The following is a 16,049-nucleotide window of genomic DNA, read 5'->3' as shown; positions in this document are numbered from 1 at the left end:
GGGGCGCTTCAGCGCGGCATGCCGGGAAAGCCGCCGCCGCCCATCATGCCTTTCATGGCCCCCATGCGCTTCATCATTTTCATCATGCCGCCACCGGACATTTTCTTCATCATGTCCTGCATCTGCTCAAACTCTTTGAGCATGCGGTTGACGTCTTGAACCTGAACGCCAGCGCCCGCTGCGATGCGGCGCTTGCGGGTCGCTTTGATCAGCTCGGGTTTGCTGCGCTCTTTTGGCGTCATGCTGTGGATGATCCCTTGCTTGCGGCCGATGTCTTTTTCGACCTTGCCCATGTCCATCGACGCTGCCTTGGCGCTCATCTGGCTGGGCAGCTTGTCCATCAAACTCGACAACCCGCCCATTTGCTTCATCTGCTGGATCTGCGCCAAAAAGTCGTTCAGATCAAAGCCACCACCGCTCTTGACCTTGGCCGCCAACTTTTGCGCAGCCTCCATGTCCACGCCTGCCGTGACCTGCTCGACCAGGGCCACGATGTCACCCATGCCCAGCACGCGTCCCGCGTGACGCTCGGCGTCGAACACTTCCAAGCCATCAATTTTTTCACTGGTACCGGCAAACTTGATGGGCACGCCCGTGATCTGGCGCACCGACAGGGCTGCACCACCGCGTGAATCGCCGTCGAGTTTGGTGAGCACAATGCCCGTCAAAGGCAAAGCGTCGCTGAAGGCCTTGGCGGTGTTGGCCGCGTCCTGGCCCTGCATGGCGTCCACCACGAACAGGGTTTCGACCGGTTTCAATTCGGCATGCAGAGCTTTGATCTCGGCCATCAGAGCTGCGTCAATCGCCAATCGGCCCGCAGTGTCGACCAGCAACACATCAAAGAAGTGCTTGCGGGCGTAATCGATGGCGGCGCGGGCGATGTCGATGGGCTTTTGGTCGGGCGTGCTGGGAAACCAGTCAGCGCCGGCTTGCGCGGTGACGGTCTTGAGCTGCTCTATGGCGGCGGGGCGGTACACGTCGCCCGAGACGGTCAGCACTTTCTTTTTGCGCTTTTCAATCAAGTGCTTGGCCAGCTTGGCGGTGGTGGTGGTTTTACCGGCACCTTGCAAACCGGCCATCAGGATCACGGCAGGCGGCTGCGCGGCCAGGTTGATGTCCGACACGCCCTCGCCCATGGTGGCGGCCAACTCGCGGTTGACCACACCCACCAGCGCTTGGCCTGGCTTCAAAGAACCCATGACTTCCTGACCCAGGGCTTTTTCTTTCACACGGGCAATGAAATCGCGCACCACCGGCAAGGCCACGTCGGCTTCGAGCAAAGCCATGCGCACCTCGCGCAGCATGTCGGCCACGTTCGATTCGGTGATGCGGGCCTGTCCGCTGAGGGTCTTTACTAGGCGTGAGAGTTTATCGGTCAGGGCGGAGGCCATGGGGGGGAATCCAGGAAAAACCGGTCAAGCGGGATGGCGAAGCCCCAGCGGCCGCGCCTGAAAGGCTAAACTCGGAGCCATGATTTTAGCGAGTGCACCTTTGTGGACGCTGCCCTTCTCGGCATTGGCAGCCTTTGCCTATGCCTTACCCGCTCTGGTGCCCCGCCACCTGAGTGATGTGAACGCACGCCGCCTGCTTTGGCTGGCTTGGGTTTTGCACGCCATCAGCTTGCTGCTGCTGCTGCTGGGGCCGGTACGCTTCGGTTTTGCCCCGGCTTTGTCGGTCACCGCTTGGCTGGTGGTCTTGGCTTACATGATTGAGACCCAGTTTTTCCCCAAACTCAAGGTGCGCTGGGCGGTGGGTGGCCTGGGGGCGGTCACCGTGGTGATGGCCTGGGTGTTTCCAGGAGCCTTGCTCACCACCCAGGCGTCAGCCTGGTTGCCCCTTCACTTTGCGCTGGGTTTGTCGGCCTATGGCATGTTTGCCGCGGCGGTGGTGCACGCCTGGATGATGACCCGCACGGAACATGACATCCGCCAGGCGCAAGAAGGCTCCAGCGGTTTGCCGCTGTTGACACTGGAGCGCCTGACCTTTCGCTTTGTGACCGCCGGCTTTGTGCTGTTGACGGCCACTTTGGTGGCAGGCGCCCTGTTTGGCGAGGCCCTGTATGGCCAAGGCCACAACCCATGGCGCTGGGACCACAAACGCGTCTTTGCCGTCCTGTCTTGGATCACCTTTGCCACCTTGCTGGTGGGCCGCAGCCAATGGGGCTGGCGGGGCCGCCGCGCCGTGCGGGTGCTCTACATCGGCGCGGGCTTGCTGCTGCTGTCTTACGCGGGTTCGCGCTTTGTATTGGAAGTCTTGATGGGACGCGTGGGATGAAATACCTGATTTGGCTCTTGGTCATTGTGCTGGCCATCTGGGCTTTCAAGCGCAGCCGTCGCGTCAAATCAGACGCTCCCAAAGCACAGCCCCCAGCCCCGGCCACACCCACCAACATGGCGGTCTGCCTGCATTGCGGCATCCACTTGCCGCAAGACGAAGCCGTCACGGGTGAAAAAGGCCTGTACTGCAGCGCCGAGCACCGCGCAGCTGCACAAGACCGCAACCCCGTGTGACAAACCGGGGCCTGCTTGCTGCGCCGAGAGAGCTGAAGATTCATGGCCCACGCCGACCCCCAACGCCCTGGCCCAGCCATGCCCGACCATCCCGCTGAACCCACCAGCCTTTGGGACCACGGCTGGCACGCTGGCGCTCAAAGGCTGGATTCGCCCAACTTTGGCCCCAGGCCCCCAGGCGCCTGCATCGATTTGCTCGTCATCCACTCCATCAGCCTGCCGCCCGGCCATTACGGCGGCCAGGAGGTGCACGCGCTGTTCACCAACCAGCTCGACTGGGAGGCCCACCCGTACTTCTCACAAATCCGGGGCCTGCAGGTGTCCTCGCACTTCTATATCCGGCGTGACGGGCGCCTGTGGCAATTTGTCAGCGCCGACGATCGGGCCTGGCATGCCGGACAGTCCGAATACAGAGGACGCCCCCAATGCAATGACGACTCGATCGGGATCGAACTCGAGGGCCTGGAGGGCGATGTGTTCGAGGACGCCCAGTATGAGCAACTGAGTCGGCTGTGCCTGGACTTGCATCGGCACTATCCCATTGCACATGTGGCGGGCCATGAGCACATTGCGCCAGGCCGCAAAGGCGATCCGGGAACGGGCTTTGACTGGCAACGCCTGAAAGCGACCCTCCAACTGCCCGATCACTGTTTTCCTGTGTGTTTTTGATGCGACAGAAAAAAATAATTTTTAGCTTTTTTTACGTTTTAAAAATTTTTTTACCAGTTGAAGTCCACGGCCTGGTCATCTGGTACAGAAGTGAAATCGGGCGATTGAGAAAGAAAAGCCTTCGGAAGTCGCATTGCGACTGGCATTGGTCTGCAAAACCCCTGATTGGTTGATTTTCAGAGGCTTTTTTCAGCCTCTGAAAACCCATGCGTGGCGCCTGAGCCAAGGAACACCCAGCGCATTCACTCCAGGGCTCTGATCAGAGCCCGTACACTACCTGTAGTGGCTTGTCATAACCCCGGACACCAGATATAGTGTCTGGTACAAATTCTCACGAACATGCCAGAGCGGTATTTCAAGCCTTTTTGACCTGTACAACCCAGACCATCATTACAAAAATGACCATGCAAATTGACCTGACCATCCCCGCCACTTCTTCCGGCCTGATGAACCTGCCTGTAGACCGGTTTGGTGCTGCCACGGTGCACCCCCTCAACCACTACCAGATCATCCGCCGCAACGGTGCAGTGGTGCCTTTTGAGCCCAACAAGATCGCCGTGGCCATGATGAAAGCCTTTCTGGCGGTGCACGGCACTCAAGGCGCAGCGTCCGCCAGTGTCCGTGAAGTGGTCGAAGAATTGACCCAGAACGTGGTGCGCGCCCTGATGCGCTCCCGCCCCGGTGGCGGCACTTTTCACATCGAAGATGTGCAAGATCAGGTCGAGTTGGGCCTGATGCGCAGCAGCAACCATGAAGTGGCCAGGGCCTATGTGCTGTACCGGGAGCGTCGCACGCAAGAGCGCTCACAGCAAAACCAGCAAGCCGCGGCGGTCGTGAAGGAGCCTTCATTGCATGTCTTGGACGGTGGCAAGCGCATCGCACTGGACCTGAACTACCTCAAATCCTTGATGGTCAACGCCTGCGCCGGCCTGGGCAAAGACGTGAGCCCCGAGCCGATCCTGGCCGAGACCATGCGCAACCTGTACGACGGTGTGCCCATGGAAGAGGTGTACAAGGCCTCCATCCTCGCATCGCGCACGCTGATTGAAAAAGACCCGGACTACACCTACGTCACCGCGCGCCTGCTGATGCACACCATTGCCAAGGAAATCCTGGGCAAGGAAGTGGCACAAGACCAAATGGCCGAGGAATACATCAACTACTTCCCCCAGTTCATCAAAAAAGGCATCGACAACGACCTGCTCGACGCCAAGCTCGCACAGTTTGATCTGAAAAAACTGGCCGAAGCCCTCAAGCCCGAGCGGGACCTGCAGTTCGACTACCTGGGTCTGCAAACCCTGTACGACCGTTATTTCCTGCATGTGCGCAAGCAACGCATCGAAATGCCCCAGGCTTTCTTCATGCGCGTGGCCATGGGTTTGTCAATCAACGAAGTCAACCGCGAAGCGCGCGCCATCGAGTTCTATGAAATTCTGTCGTCGTTCGACTTCATGTCGTCCACCCCCACTTTGTTCAACAGCGGCACTTTGCGCCCCCAACTGTCCAGCTGCTACCTGACCACTGTGCCCGACGACTTGGATGGCATTTATGAATCCATCAAGGAAAACGCCCTGCTGTCCAAGTTTGCAGGTGGTCTGGGCAACGACTGGACACGCGTTCGCGCCATGGGCTCGCACATCAAGGGCACCAACGGCGAATCGCAAGGCGTGGTCCCCTTCCTGAAGGTCGTCAACGACACGGCTGTGGCGGTGAACCAAGGCGGCAAGCGCAAAGGTGCGGTCTGCACTTACCTAGAGACTTGGCACCTGGACATCGAGGAATTCCTGGAGCTGCGCAAAAACACCGGCGACGACCGCCGCCGTACGCACGACATGAACACCGCCAACTGGATCCCAGATCTCTTCATGCGCCGCGTCATGGAAAAAGGTGACTGGACTTTGTTCTCGCCCTCAGACTGCCCCGATCTGCACGACAAATTTGGTGCAGACTTTGAGAAGGCCTATACCGCTTACGAAGCCAAAGCAGAGCGCGGTGAAATCAAGCCCAGCAAAAAACTGCCCGCCAATGACCTGTGGCGCAAGATGCTGTCGATGCTGTTTGAAACCGGCCACCCTTGGATCACATTCAAAGACGCCTGCAACGTGCGTTCACCCCAACAACACGCTGGCGTGGTGCACTCTTCCAACCTGTGCACCGAGATCACGCTCAACACCAGCGACACCGAAACCGCCGTCTGCAACCTGGGCTCGGTCAACCTGTCGCGCCACCTCAAAGACAGCGCCAACGGCAAAGTGCTGGACCACGACAAGCTCAAGAAAACCATTTCCACAGCCATGCGCATGTTGGACAACGTGATCGACATCAACTACTACGCTGTCAAAAAAGCCCGTGACTCCAACATCCGCCATCGCCCGGTGGGCTTGGGCCTGATGGCTTTCCAAGATTCACTGTACGAAATGCGCATCGCATACGCTTCACAACAGGCCGTGGATTTTGCCGACCAGTCAATGGAAGCCATTTGCTATTACGCTTACTGGGCTTCGACTGAGCTGGCCAAAGAACGTGGCCAGTACTCCAGCTACAAGGGCTCTTTGTGGGACCAAGGCATCTTGCCTTTGGACACCATCGATCTGCTGGCCCGCGAGCGCGGTGGTTATGTGGAAGTCGACCGCTCGGCCACCATGGACTGGGATGCATTGCGCCTGAAGATCCAGGCTGACGGCATGCGCAACTCCAATTGCGTGGCCATTGCCCCCACCGCCACGATCTCCAACATCATTGGCGTGGATGCCTCCATTGAGCCCTGCTTTGGCAACCTGTCCGTCAAGTCCAACCTGTCTGGTGAATTCACCGTCATCAATGGCTACTTGGTGCGTGACTTGAAACGCCTCGGCCTGTGGGACGACGTGATGGTCATGGACCTCAAACACTTTGATGGTTCTCTGCGCCCCATTGACCGTGTGCCGCAAGACATCAAGGCTTTGTACGCCACCGCTTTTGAAGTTGAAACGACCTGGTTGGTTGAAGCAGCGGCACGTCGCCAGAAATGGATTGACCAAGCACAATCGCTCAACATCTACATGGCCGGCGCCTCGGGAAAAAAACTCGACGACACCTACAAACTCGCTTGGCTACGCGGCCTGAAAACCACCTACTATCTGCGGACATCCAGCGCCACACAAGTGGAGAAATCCACGGTCAGTTCAGGCTCGCACAATGCCGTGTCGGCATCGGGTGCGCCCAGTGTTGGCATGAGTGCCATCGAGGCCGCTGTCGCTGCTGCACAAGCGCAAATGGCCACGACTCCAGCCACCGACATCAAGTTCTGCGCCATCGACGATCCAGGTTGCGAAGCTTGCCAGTGATGGGCCTTACACACAGCAGCGCACTTGAGTGCGCTGTTCGATGCAATGGAACAACACTTCATGCATTGCTGGTGTCCTAAATAGGCGAACGGCTTTGCAATTTGTGGTCATGCTTTCATAATTTAATAACTGGAATTTTTTATGCTGTCCTGGGACGATCAAGTCACACCCACCTTGCAACCTGCAATGCCCTCCTTCATTGGCGCAGACAACTCTGCCATCAAGGCCACGCCGTCATCAAACACAGCCGCACCTGCTGCACCGCGTCGAATGAATGCCGCCGACAAGCGCATCATCAACGGCAAAACCGACGTCAACCAGTTGGTGCCGTTCAAATACAAATGGGCTTGGGAAAAATACCTGGCCACTTGCGCCAACCACTGGATGCCGCAAGAAGTCAACATGAATCGCGACATCGCTTTGTGGAAAGACCCGAATGGTCTGACCGAAGACGAACGCCGTATGGTTAAGCGCAACCTCGGCTTCTTCGTCACGGCCGACTCGCTGGCGGCCAACAACATCACCTTGGGCACCTACCGCCACATCACGGCCCCTGAATGCCGTCAGTTCTTGTTGCGCCAAGCTTTTGAAGAAGCCATTCACACCCACGCTTACCAATACATCACTGAGTCATTGGGATTGGACGAGAGTGAGATTTTCAACGCCTACAACGAAGTCAAATCGATTCGCGACAAAGACGAGTTCCTGATCCCGTTCATCAACGTGATCATGGACCCCCACTTCAAGACGGGCACCCTGGAAACCGACCAGACCTTGCTCAAGTCGCTGATCGTATTCGCTTGCCTGATGGAGGGGCTGTTCTTTTACGTGGGCTTCACGCAGATCCTGGCTTTGGGTCGCCAAAACAAAATGACCGGTGCTGCTGAGCAGTACCAGTACATCCTGCGTGACGAGTCCATGCACTGCAACTTCGGCATTGACATGATCAACACCATCAAATTCGAAAACCCACAGCTGTGGACCAACGAATTCAAAGCCGAAATCAAGGAACTGTTCCTCAAAGCGGTTGAATTGGAATACCAGTACGCAGAAGACACCATGCCCCGCGGCGTCTTGGGCATGAACGCATCCATGTTCAAAGGTTATCTGCGCTACATTGCTAACCGCCGCGCCACTCAGATCGGCCTGGAGGCTCTTTTCCCCAACGAAGAGAACCCCTTCCCCTGGATGAGCGAGATGATCGACCTGAAAAAAGAACGCAACTTCTTTGAAACTCGGGTCATCGAATACCAAACTGGCGGGGCTTTGTCCTGGGATTGATTTTCTGACCCCCTATCTCATGTCCTACCTCTTCGAGCCACACGCTGCAAAGTCTCCCGACTTTGGGCGGTGTGGCTTTTCCGCGTTCATGGCGCTGGGGATTTCCCCAGCGTCATGGATCGCTTTGTGCAATCCAACAAGCACCAAGCGTTCCCTTTCCGTTGAGTTCTCAACTTGATCAAGGAGAAAATCATGGCAACTGCAAAAAAAGTAGCGGCAAATAAAGCTGCTCCAGCGAAAAAGGCCGCACCGGCCAAAAAAGCGGCTCCAGCTACAAAAGTAGCCGCAGCCAAAAAAGCTGCTCCCGCAAAGAAAGCCGCTCCTGCCAACAAAGCAGTAGCAGCCAAAAAGCCAGCAGCGAAAAAAGCAGCACCGGCCAAAAAAGCCGCTCCCGCCAAAAAAGCAGTAGCAGCCAAAAAGCCAGCAGCGAAAAAAGCAGCACCGGCCAAAAAAGCCGCAGCCAAGAAAGCTGCTCCCGCCAAAAAAGCAGCACCAGCCAAAAAAGCCGCAGCCAAAAAAACTGCTGCCAAAAAGCCTGCTGCCAAAAAAGCGGTTGTGAAAAAAGCAGCCAAAAAACCAGCAGCAAAGAAGGCATCCAAAGCACCCGCTGCCCCGGCTGCTCAAACGACTCTGAATCCTCAAGCTGCGTGGCCGTTTCCTTCGGCCGCCAAGCCCTGATTCACAGTTCAGGCGTTAGCCACAAAGCCCGTCACTGGCAACAGTGCCGGGCTTTTTTTGCACCGGATCGACCCGCATCAAGGGTAGAAACTCAGCACACGGTAATCGCTGAAGACCCTGTCTGGGGACACCAGAACTTTCAAGCTGCCCGACCACGACTGCCCTGGAGACAAGGTGAGCGGGGCCCCGGCCTGCGCGGGCAAAACCACGGTGCGCAGCACCAGCTTGCCTTCTTGATCCATCAAACTCAACTCCAAGGCCGTCATGCCAAGGACACGGTGCGTGGAGTTGCGCACAGACCAAGACAAGGCATGGTCCTCGCTGCGTTGCACCAAGCTGGCGCTGTCGATAACCATGCCCTCTGGATCGCGCAGCGGACTGACTTGGCAACCGATAAACTCGCACACATGTCGAATCATGGGTTCACTGTCAGGCCATGAAGCCGCAATGGCATCTTTTTGCACATAGGCCCATTGCATCACCAGCAGCAAAGCCAAGGTCAGCACCCCATAAGGCGCAAACCATGCCCTGGATGGCAACGCTTTGGAAACCTTGGGGGGGCTTGGCAAGGGCTCAGACGCCAAAGGCTCAGGTTTAAAACTGGACAATGCCTCTTCAAAAGCGGCCAGCTCGGCTTGCGCTGGCCGGATGTGTGCAGGCGAGCTGCGGTCTTCTTTTGTCAACAAGTTGTCGAGCGAGATGCGGTCCGCAGAGTCGGCCACCAATTCGACGGGTTGCGCCGCGTCAGCCGAAGGGTATGGGGGACTGTCTCCCGTGCCAGGATCAGGCACTGCGGGAAAAACAAGGGACCCGACGCCAGCAGGGTCCCAGCGCAGCACCAGCCCCGTGCTGTCAAACGCATGGCCACAGGCACCGCAGCGCAACCAGCCTTTGGCAGCATGCACATGCAGCGCCTTCAGCTGATAAACCATGGCGCACGAAGGGCAGCGGGTGATCCTGTTCATGGCCCGATTGTAGACAGGCTCAAGCAGGCCGAGACACCGCCTTGGCCGTCATCAAAATCCAGCCTTCTTGGGTGTCGGCCACTTCGAGGACAACCCATGGGGCGTAGGCGGCCTTGAGTTCCTCGGCCTGCCGCTCGAGGATACCGGCCAACACCAAATGGCCGCCCGGGGCCACATAAGAACACAGCAGGGGCGCCAATACCTTCAAAGGTGTGGCCAGGATGTTGGCCAGCACGGTCTGGTACTGGCCCTGCGCTTTGTCTGGCAAACCGGCCTTCAACTGCACGCCGTTGGCCTGCGCATTCAACTCGGTGGACGTCACAGCCGCTTCGTCGATGTCCACTGCATCGATCTCGGTGGCGCCATATTTGGCTGCGCCGATGGCCAATATGCCCGAGCCGCAACCGTAATCGAGCACGCGCTGCGCCTGCACCCCGTATTGGGCAATCCAGCGCAAACACATGCGGGTGGTCGGGTGGGTGCCAGTGCCAAACGCCAGACCCGGATCGAGTCGGATGATCTGCCGGGCTTGCTCAGGCGGCTCGTGCCAGGTGGGGACGATCCAGAAATCGGGGGTCACTTCGACCGGCGCAAATTGCGACTGGGTCAGGCGCACCCAATCTTGGTCCTCCAGGGTCTGGATGCCGAGCAACTGGCAGTCCGCAAAAAAATCTTGCGCCCCCAACAAAACCGCAGCCTCCCGGGCCGCCGCTTCCTGGGCAAACAGCGCCACCATGCGCGAACGCTGCCAACCGTCTTTGGGTGGCGGCATGCCCGGTTCGCCAAACAGCGCTTGTTCGGCGGGCGTCTGTGCGTCTGCGTCTTCCACCGACACACTCAACGCGTCCAGGGCATCGAGCGCATCGCTCAGCACGTCCACCCGGTCTTCGGGGCACAGCAGGCTCAGTTCAAACATAAAGGGTCAGCGCTTGTGCTGGCTCAGCCAGTGTTCCAGGTAATGGATGTTGGTGCCGCCTTGCATGAACTTGGCGTCCACCATCAGCTCGCGGTGCAGCGGTATGTTGGTGTTGATGCCTTCGATCACCGTCTCATTCAAGGCGGTCTGCATGCGGGCCAAGGCTTGCTCGCGGGTATCGCCATGGACGATCAGTTTGCCGATCATCGAGTCGTAGTTGGGGGGCACAAAGTAGTTGTTGTAGACGTGCGAATCCACCCGCACGCCTGGCCCACCCGGCATGTGCCAGGACGTGACACGGCCGGGCGAAGGCGTGAACTTGAAAGGGTCTTCGGCGTTGATGCGGCATTCGATGGCATGGCCCCGAATCTGGATCTGTTTTTGGGTGAAGGGTAGGCGCTCACCGGCTGCCACCATGATCTGCGTTTTGACGATGTCCACGCCCGTGACCCACTCCGTCACCGGGTGCTCGACCTGCACGCGGGTGTTCATCTCGATGAAATAGAACTCGCCGTTTTCGTAGAGAAATTCGAAGGTGCCCGCACCCCGGTAATTGATCTTCTTGCAAGCGGCCACGCAACGCTCGCCGATCTTCTCGATCAGTTTGCGCGGGATGCCAGGCGCTGGCGCTTCTTCGATCACTTTTTGGTGACGCCGCTGCATGGAACAGTCGCGCTCGCCCAAATACACCGCATTGCGGTGCTTGTCGGCCATGATCTGGATTTCCACATGGCGCGGGTTCTGCAGGAACTTTTCCATGTACACCGCCGGATTGCCAAATGCGGCACCGGCTTCGGCTTTGGTCATTTGCACGGCGTTGATGAGCGCCGCCTCGGTGTGCACCACGCGCATGCCGCGACCGCCGCCGCCACCTGCAGCCTTGATGATGACCGGGTAACCCACAGATTTGGCGATGCGGCGAATTTGCACCGGGTCATCGGGCAATTCACCTTCCGAGCCAGGTACACAAGGCACGCCGGCGCGGATCATGGTTTGCTTGGCCGAGACCTTGTCACCCATGATGCGGATCGACTCTGGGGTCGGTCCAATGAACTGGAAACCACTTTTTTCAACCCGTTCGGCAAAGTCTGCGTTCTCGCTCAAAAAGCCATAACCGGGGTGAATGGCTTCAGCGTCGGTCACCTCGGCCGCCGAAATGATGGCCGGCATGTTGAGGTAGCTCAGCGACGACGAAGCAGGCCCAATGCACACGGCTTCTTCGGCCAGTTTGACGTATTTGGCTTCTTTGTCGGCTTCGGAATAAACCATCACCGCCTTGATGCCCAACTCACGACAAGCGCGCTGGATGCGCAAGGCGATTTCGCCGCGGTTGGCGACCAGGATTTTCTTGAACATGAAATCCCCGTGGCTTTATTCGACGATGAAAAGAGGCTGACCGTATTCCACGGCCTGGCCGTTTTCACACAGGATCTGCGTGACGGTGCCGGATTTGTCGGACTCGATTTCGTTGAGAATTTTCATCGCTTCGATGATGCACAGGGTATCACCCTCCTTGACCACGGAACCAATCTGGATGAAGGGGGCCGAACCAGGACTGGACGAGCGGTAGAACGTGCCGACCATGGGCGACTTGACGGCGTGACCCGCGGGCGTTGCAGGCACCACGGGGGCGGCCTCCACCGCGGCCGCGGGTGCAGCCACCACAGGGGCTGCGACCACGGGTGCAGCTTGTTGCATCACCACCGGTTGGGCAACGCCCATGCTCTTGACAATGCGAACTTTGCCTTCGGCTTCGGTGATTTCCAGCTCAGACACATTCGAGTCAGACACCAGGTCAATCAGTGTTTTGAGTTTGCGCAAATCCATAGATCCTCCATTGCTTGTGCACTTGTAATGGGTTGAATTTACACCAAATTTCAGTAAAAGCCTTGAATTTATCTTTTCTTGTCCGAACAGGCATGCGCCTACCAGACGATTCAGCGGCATGAGGGCGCACACTCCTTTGGCATGGGGTATGGGACTTGTCAGGCGACAGCACTGCGCCACTGCATCAGATCGTCAGACGAGAGCTGACCCATCTTTTGGCGCCAAATGCTGCCATCTGCCTTGAAAAACACGGTAAATGGCAAGCCACCCACCGCATTGCCCAAGGATTTGGCCAAATGGGTTCCTTCCAATCCGGCCAGTCCCACCGGAAAACCCAATGCCTGCCTGGACAGAAACTTACGCACCGCACTGGGCTGGTCAATGGCCAACGCCACCACTTGATGCCCAATGGCGGTGTTTTTCCGCCAGAAGGCGTCAATCAGGGGCAACTCTTCGATGCACGGTGGGCACCAAGTGGCCCAAAAGTTCAGCAGCAAGGGTTTACCCTGGAAACTGGCCATGTTCAAGGCTTCGCCCCCAGGCGTCTCGAACTGCTGACTCCAAAATGGGTGCTTCCCCACGTCCACCACCTCTTGAGGCTCAAAACGTCGCATGGCCACGCCGACCCCGGCCACAAGGGCCGCCGCACCGGCACCCCAAATCAGATGGCGCCTGGACCCGATTTCAATTGGTTGGTTCATGTTCCCATTTTCTTTCATGCCGCCAGCAGGCGCTCCAAGGCCGCCAAATCCCCCCGGGGCGAGCGGCCTTGCGCGTCGGGCAGCAAAGCCCCGCGCAGATCGTCCAGATCGTAAATGCGCAGGTGCACCCCCACATCTTCGTTCAACGCGTCACAAAAACTGTGCAGACTCAGCAAATCCACATCATCCCCGTGCAGCCCCCGCGCCGTTTGCACGTCGTAACGCTGGTTCTGGTTGATCAAGGCGATCTCAGCCGATTTGGGGTCGTCGCAAAACAAGGCCAGGTCCACATCGCACAGGCGCGTGGCCCAACCCTGCCAGACGGCACCACCCAAGTGCGGGCGAAATTCGGCCAGGCGCTGCATCCAGACCCTTGCCAATTCGCGCAAGGCCAGCAACTGGGCTGGCTGCGTGTCGGCGCAAAAAAAGGCAATGTAGTCGCGCACCTCGGTCTCGACCACGTCGTTGGTGGGCAAGGCCGTCCGGTTGGGCAGGCCTAGCTCTTTGAGGGCTCGGTGCTTGGCCGGACCAAAAGCCAAGCCTTCTTCCACCACCAAACGGGCGGCGGTGGCGGCAATTTCAAGGGCAAGGTCGTTCATGGGCACCGATTGTGACCCGAGCGAGGCGAGACCGTGCCGATGCCACCCTAAAATCTGGGAATGCATATACATATTTTGGGCATCTGCGGCACCTTCATGGGCGGCTTGGCCGCGCTGGCCCGGGAGGCTGGCCATCGAGTCACCGGTTGCGACGCGGGCGTTTACCCACCGATGAGCGACCAATTGCGCGCTTTGGGCATCGAGCTGATCGAAGGCTTTGACGCCGAACAAATGGCCTTGAAGCCCGATGTGTACGTGATCGGAAACGTGGTCAGCCGTGCACGACGGCCCGACGGCAGCCCCAAATTTCCGCTGATGGAAGCCATTTTGGAAGCCGGCGCGCCCTACACCAGCGGCCCGCAATGGCTGTCAGAGCACGTCTTGCAAGGCCAGCATGTGCTGGCGGTAGCGGGCACCCACGGCAAAACCACCACCACGTCCATGCTGGCCTGGGTGCTAGAACGGGCCGGACTCGCACCCGGCTTTTTGGTGGGCGGCGTGCCGCTGAACTTTGGCGTCTCGGCCCGCCTGGGGGGGGGGCAATACTTTGTCATCGAGGCCGACGAGTACGACACCGCCTTCTTTGACAAGCGCAGCAAATTTGTCCACTACCGCCCACGCACCGCCATCCTGAACAACCTCGAATTCGACCACGCCGACATCTTTGACGACCTGGCCGCCATCGAGCGCCAGTTTCACCATCTGGTGCGCACCGTCCCGGGCTCGGGTCGCGTGGTGGTCAATGGCCTAGAAGAAAGCCTGACGCGTGTGCTGGGCCAAGGCTGCTGGAGCGAGGTGCGCACGTTTGGCGCTGCCGTGAGCGACTTCGTGGCCGAGGGCGAGCCTGCGCAATTCAAGGTGCTGCAAGCCGGCAAAGCGGTGGCGCAGGTGCAGTGGGGCATTGGCGGCGTGCACAACCAGCTCAATGCGCTGGCGACCATCACCGCCGCCGAACATGTGGGGGTGAACCCTGCCATGGCCGCACAGGCGCTGGCCAGTTTTGAAAACGTCAAGCGCCGCATGGAAGTGCGCGGCAGGGTGCAAGAGACCACCGTTTACGACGACTTTGCCCACCACCCCACGGCGATCCGCACCACCGTCAATGGCCTGCGCCGCCAGGTGGGCGATGCCCGGATCCTCGCGATTTTTGAGCCGCGCAGCAACACCATGAAGCTGGGCAGCATGAAAGCGCAACTGCCTTGGAGCCTGGCAGAAGCCGATCTGGCCTTTTGCCACGCGGGTGGTTTGGGTTGGGACGCCGCCGCCGCCCTTTCGCCCATGGGCTCCAAAGCGCAAGTGGGTGCCAACATAGACGAGGTCATTGCGCAGGTGCTGGCACAAGTGAGGCCCGGTGACCACCTGCTGTGCATGAGCAACGGCAGCTTTGGCGGGATTCACGCCCGACTTTTGCGGGCGCTTGCCGCCTGAGCCTTTCTCTCAGCGGGCGCGACGCGCCTTCACCGCATCCGACAGCACCTGCAACACGCCCACACTGTTGTCCCAGCCAATGCAGGCGTCGGTGATGCTCTGGCCGTAAGTCAGTTTCGCCACATCGTGCTGGCCGGGCGTGAACTTTTGCGCACCATCCACGATGTGGCTCTCGACCATGACACCAAACACCTGGCGTGAGCCGCCGCTGATTTGCGTGGCAATGTCTTGGGCCACATCGATCTGGCGCTCGTGCTTTTTGCTGCTGTTGGCATGGCTGCAGTCCACCATCAAGGTGGCGGGCAACTTGGCGGCATCGAGCTCTTTGCAGGCCGCTGCCACGCTCTGGGCGTCGTAGTTGGGGGCTTTGCCGCCGCGAAGAATCACGTGGCAATCCTGGTTGCCCTGGGTCTGCACGATGGCAACCTGGCCATTCTTGTGCACCGACAAAAAGTGGTGGCCCCGGGCAGCGGCCTGGATCGCGTCGGTCGCGATTTTGATGTTGCCGTCCGTGCCGTTCTTGAAGCCGATGGGCGCCGACAGGCCCGAAGCCAGCTCGCGGTGCACCTGGCTCTCGGTGGTGCGCGCACCGATGGCGCCCCAACTGATCAAATCGCCAATGTACTGGGGCGAGATCACGTCGAGGAACTCGCTGCCAGCGGGCACGCCCTGGCGGTTGATCTCGATCAGCAGTTGGCGGGCGATGCGCAGGCCTTCGTCGATGCGAAAACTCTCGTCCAGGTAAGGGTCGTTGATCAAGCCCTTCCAGCCCACGGTGGTGCGGGGCTTTTCAAAGTAAACGCGCATAACGATCTCCAGCGTGTCGGCGTATTTTTCGCGCAGGGGCTTCAAGCGCCGGGCGTAGTCCAGCGCCGCAGCCGGGTCGTGGATCGAGCAAGGGCCAATGATGACCAGCAAACGGTCGTCTTGGCCGTGCACGATTTTTTGAATGGCTTTGCGGGTTTGGGCGATCAGGGTTTCCGTCGCCGTGCCAGCAATCGGGAAGAATCGGATCAAATGTTCTGGAGGCGGGAGCACAGTGATGTCCTTGATGCGTTCGTCGTCGGTCTGGCCTTTGCGGTCGGCGGCATTCGGATACCAGCTCTCAGGGGCAGTGGTTTTGGCGTTCATCGTGGACTCCTCAATTGA

15 protein-coding genes are annotated in these 16,049 nt (G+C 58.9%); 7 read left to right on the top strand and 8 right to left on the bottom strand.

Translation table 11 applies throughout. The features are described from left to right. Positions 1 to 8 precede the first annotated feature (8 nt). Complete coding sequence (gene ffh / locus Q0O99_RS04435; protein WP_293748970.1) at positions 9 to 1,391, bottom strand: signal recognition particle protein; 1,383 nt, start codon at positions 1,389 to 1,391, stop codon at positions 9 to 11. Between the two features lie 79 nt (positions 1,392 to 1,470). Here ffh and Q0O99_RS04430 point away from each other — a divergent pair, with 79 nt between their 5' ends. From Q0O99_RS04430 to Q0O99_RS04405, 6 genes are all read left to right on the top strand, one after another. After that, positions 1,471 to 2,274: an inner membrane protein YpjD gene (locus Q0O99_RS04430; protein ID WP_293748968.1), complete on the top strand. Its 804-nt coding sequence runs from the start codon at positions 1,471 to 1,473 to the stop codon at positions 2,272 to 2,274. Continuing rightward, positions 2,271 to 2,510, top strand: coding sequence for a PP0621 family protein (locus tag Q0O99_RS04425; RefSeq protein ID WP_293748967.1), 240 nt, complete (start codon positions 2,271 to 2,273; stop codon positions 2,508 to 2,510). The genes Q0O99_RS04430 and Q0O99_RS04425 overlap by 4 nt, the downstream gene beginning before the upstream one ends. A gap of 78 nt (positions 2,511 to 2,588) precedes the next feature. Beyond that, positions 2,589 to 3,179 (top strand): 1,6-anhydro-N-acetylmuramyl-L-alanine amidase AmpD, encoded by a 591-nt coding sequence (ampD, locus tag Q0O99_RS04420; protein WP_293749143.1) that lies wholly within the window; start codon positions 2,589 to 2,591, stop codon positions 3,177 to 3,179. A 446-nt stretch (positions 3,180 to 3,625) separates the two neighbouring features. Then, positions 3,626 to 6,505, top strand: coding sequence for a ribonucleoside-diphosphate reductase subunit alpha (locus Q0O99_RS04415; protein ID WP_293749141.1), 2,880 nt, complete (start codon positions 3,626 to 3,628; stop codon positions 6,503 to 6,505). 141 nt (positions 6,506 to 6,646) lie between these two features. Next, the gene (locus tag Q0O99_RS04410) at positions 6,647 to 7,786 is read left to right on the top strand and encodes a ribonucleotide-diphosphate reductase subunit beta (protein WP_293748965.1); all 1,140 of its coding nucleotides are present in this window, start codon (positions 6,647 to 6,649) and stop codon (positions 7,784 to 7,786) included. A 192-nt stretch (positions 7,787 to 7,978) separates the two neighbouring features. Beyond that, complete coding sequence (locus Q0O99_RS04405; protein WP_293748963.1) at positions 7,979 to 8,464, top strand: histone; 486 nt, start codon at positions 7,979 to 7,981, stop codon at positions 8,462 to 8,464. Between the two features lie 77 nt (positions 8,465 to 8,541). On the opposite strand, the gene Q0O99_RS04400 is transcribed toward Q0O99_RS04405, so the two are convergent. From Q0O99_RS04400 to Q0O99_RS04375, 6 genes are all read right to left on the bottom strand, one after another. After that, a complete protein-coding gene (locus Q0O99_RS04400; RefSeq protein ID WP_293748961.1) occupies positions 8,542 to 9,429 on the bottom strand; it encodes a zinc-ribbon and DUF3426 domain-containing protein in 888 nt (295 codons plus the stop codon). Positions 9,430 to 9,448: 19 nt separating this feature from the next. Continuing rightward, the gene (gene prmA / locus Q0O99_RS04395) at positions 9,449 to 10,345 is read right to left on the bottom strand and encodes a 50S ribosomal protein L11 methyltransferase (protein ID WP_293748959.1); all 897 of its coding nucleotides are present in this window, start codon (positions 10,343 to 10,345) and stop codon (positions 9,449 to 9,451) included. 6 nt (positions 10,346 to 10,351) lie between these two features. Further along, positions 10,352 to 11,701 (bottom strand): acetyl-CoA carboxylase biotin carboxylase subunit, encoded by a 1,350-nt coding sequence (gene accC / locus Q0O99_RS04390; protein ID WP_293748957.1) that lies wholly within the window; start codon positions 11,699 to 11,701, stop codon positions 10,352 to 10,354. A 15-nt stretch (positions 11,702 to 11,716) separates the two neighbouring features. Then, positions 11,717 to 12,172, bottom strand: a complete 456-nt coding sequence (accB, locus tag Q0O99_RS04385) for an acetyl-CoA carboxylase biotin carboxyl carrier protein (protein ID WP_293748955.1) — start codon at positions 12,170 to 12,172, stop codon at positions 11,717 to 11,719. A 158-nt stretch (positions 12,173 to 12,330) separates the two neighbouring features. Next, on the bottom strand, positions 12,331 to 12,873 hold the full coding sequence (locus Q0O99_RS04380; protein WP_293748953.1) for a TlpA disulfide reductase family protein: 543 nt from the start codon (positions 12,871 to 12,873) through the stop codon (positions 12,331 to 12,333). A 14-nt stretch (positions 12,874 to 12,887) separates the two neighbouring features. Continuing rightward, positions 12,888 to 13,472 carry a hypothetical protein gene (locus Q0O99_RS04375; RefSeq protein WP_293748951.1) on the bottom strand — a complete coding sequence of 195 codons (585 nt, stop codon included), beginning with the start codon at positions 13,470 to 13,472 and terminating at the stop codon, positions 12,888 to 12,890. Between the two features lie 60 nt (positions 13,473 to 13,532). On the opposite strand from Q0O99_RS04375, the gene mpl reads away from it, so the two are divergent. Beyond that, the gene (mpl, locus tag Q0O99_RS04370) at positions 13,533 to 14,900 is read left to right on the top strand and encodes a UDP-N-acetylmuramate:L-alanyl-gamma-D-glutamyl-meso-diaminopimelate ligase (protein WP_293748949.1); all 1,368 of its coding nucleotides are present in this window, start codon (positions 13,533 to 13,535) and stop codon (positions 14,898 to 14,900) included. A gap of 9 nt (positions 14,901 to 14,909) precedes the next feature. Here the strand turns inward: mpl and Q0O99_RS04365 are convergent, their stop codons facing one another. Next, on the bottom strand, positions 14,910 to 16,031 hold the full coding sequence (locus tag Q0O99_RS04365) for a 3-deoxy-7-phosphoheptulonate synthase (protein WP_293748947.1): 1,122 nt from the start codon (positions 16,029 to 16,031) through the stop codon (positions 14,910 to 14,912). Positions 16,032 to 16,049: the final 18 nt, after the last annotated feature.

Origin of the sequence: Limnohabitans sp. Rim8 (assembly GCF_945901735.1) — a bacterium.
Taxonomy (GTDB): Bacteria; Pseudomonadota; Gammaproteobacteria; order Burkholderiales; family Burkholderiaceae_C; genus Limnohabitans_A.
Note: the sequence above shows the minus strand (reverse complement) of the source record. Positions and strands in the feature narration are given on the sequence as shown.

What these genes read in the sequence shown, in the direction of transcription:
- prmA (WP_293748959.1), bottom strand. Translation starts at nt 10,345, where the DNA reads ATGTTTGAACTGAGCCTGCTGTGCCCCGAAGACCGGGTGGACGTGCTG.
- Q0O99_RS04410 (WP_293748965.1), top strand. Translation starts at nt 6,647, where the DNA reads ATGCTGTCCTGGGACGATCAAGTCACACCCACCTTGCAACCTGCAATG.
- Q0O99_RS04375 (WP_293748951.1), bottom strand. Translation starts at nt 13,472, where the DNA reads ATGAACGACCTTGCCCTTGAAATTGCCGCCACCGCCGCCCGTTTGGTG.
- accB (WP_293748955.1), bottom strand. Translation starts at nt 12,172, where the DNA reads ATGGATTTGCGCAAACTCAAAACACTGATTGACCTGGTGTCTGACTCG.
- mpl (WP_293748949.1), top strand. Translation starts at nt 13,533, where the DNA reads ATGCATATACATATTTTGGGCATCTGCGGCACCTTCATGGGCGGCTTG.
- Q0O99_RS04365 (WP_293748947.1), bottom strand. Translation starts at nt 16,031, where the DNA reads ATGAACGCCAAAACCACTGCCCCTGAGAGCTGGTATCCGAATGCCGCC.
- accC (WP_293748957.1), bottom strand. Translation starts at nt 11,701, where the DNA reads ATGTTCAAGAAAATCCTGGTCGCCAACCGCGGCGAAATCGCCTTGCGC.
- Q0O99_RS04415 (WP_293749141.1), top strand. Translation starts at nt 3,626, where the DNA reads ATGAACCTGCCTGTAGACCGGTTTGGTGCTGCCACGGTGCACCCCCTC.
- Q0O99_RS04405 (WP_293748963.1), top strand. Translation starts at nt 7,979, where the DNA reads ATGGCAACTGCAAAAAAAGTAGCGGCAAATAAAGCTGCTCCAGCGAAA.
- ampD (WP_293749143.1), top strand. Translation starts at nt 2,589, where the DNA reads ATGCCCGACCATCCCGCTGAACCCACCAGCCTTTGGGACCACGGCTGG.
- Q0O99_RS04400 (WP_293748961.1), bottom strand. Translation starts at nt 9,429, where the DNA reads ATGAACAGGATCACCCGCTGCCCTTCGTGCGCCATGGTTTATCAGCTG.
- Q0O99_RS04425 (WP_293748967.1), top strand. Translation starts at nt 2,271, where the DNA reads ATGAAATACCTGATTTGGCTCTTGGTCATTGTGCTGGCCATCTGGGCT.
- ffh (WP_293748970.1), bottom strand. Translation starts at nt 1,391, where the DNA reads ATGGCCTCCGCCCTGACCGATAAACTCTCACGCCTAGTAAAGACCCTC.
- Q0O99_RS04380 (WP_293748953.1), bottom strand. Translation starts at nt 12,873, where the DNA reads ATGAACCAACCAATTGAAATCGGGTCCAGGCGCCATCTGATTTGGGGT.
- Q0O99_RS04430 (WP_293748968.1), top strand. Translation starts at nt 1,471, where the DNA reads ATGATTTTAGCGAGTGCACCTTTGTGGACGCTGCCCTTCTCGGCATTG.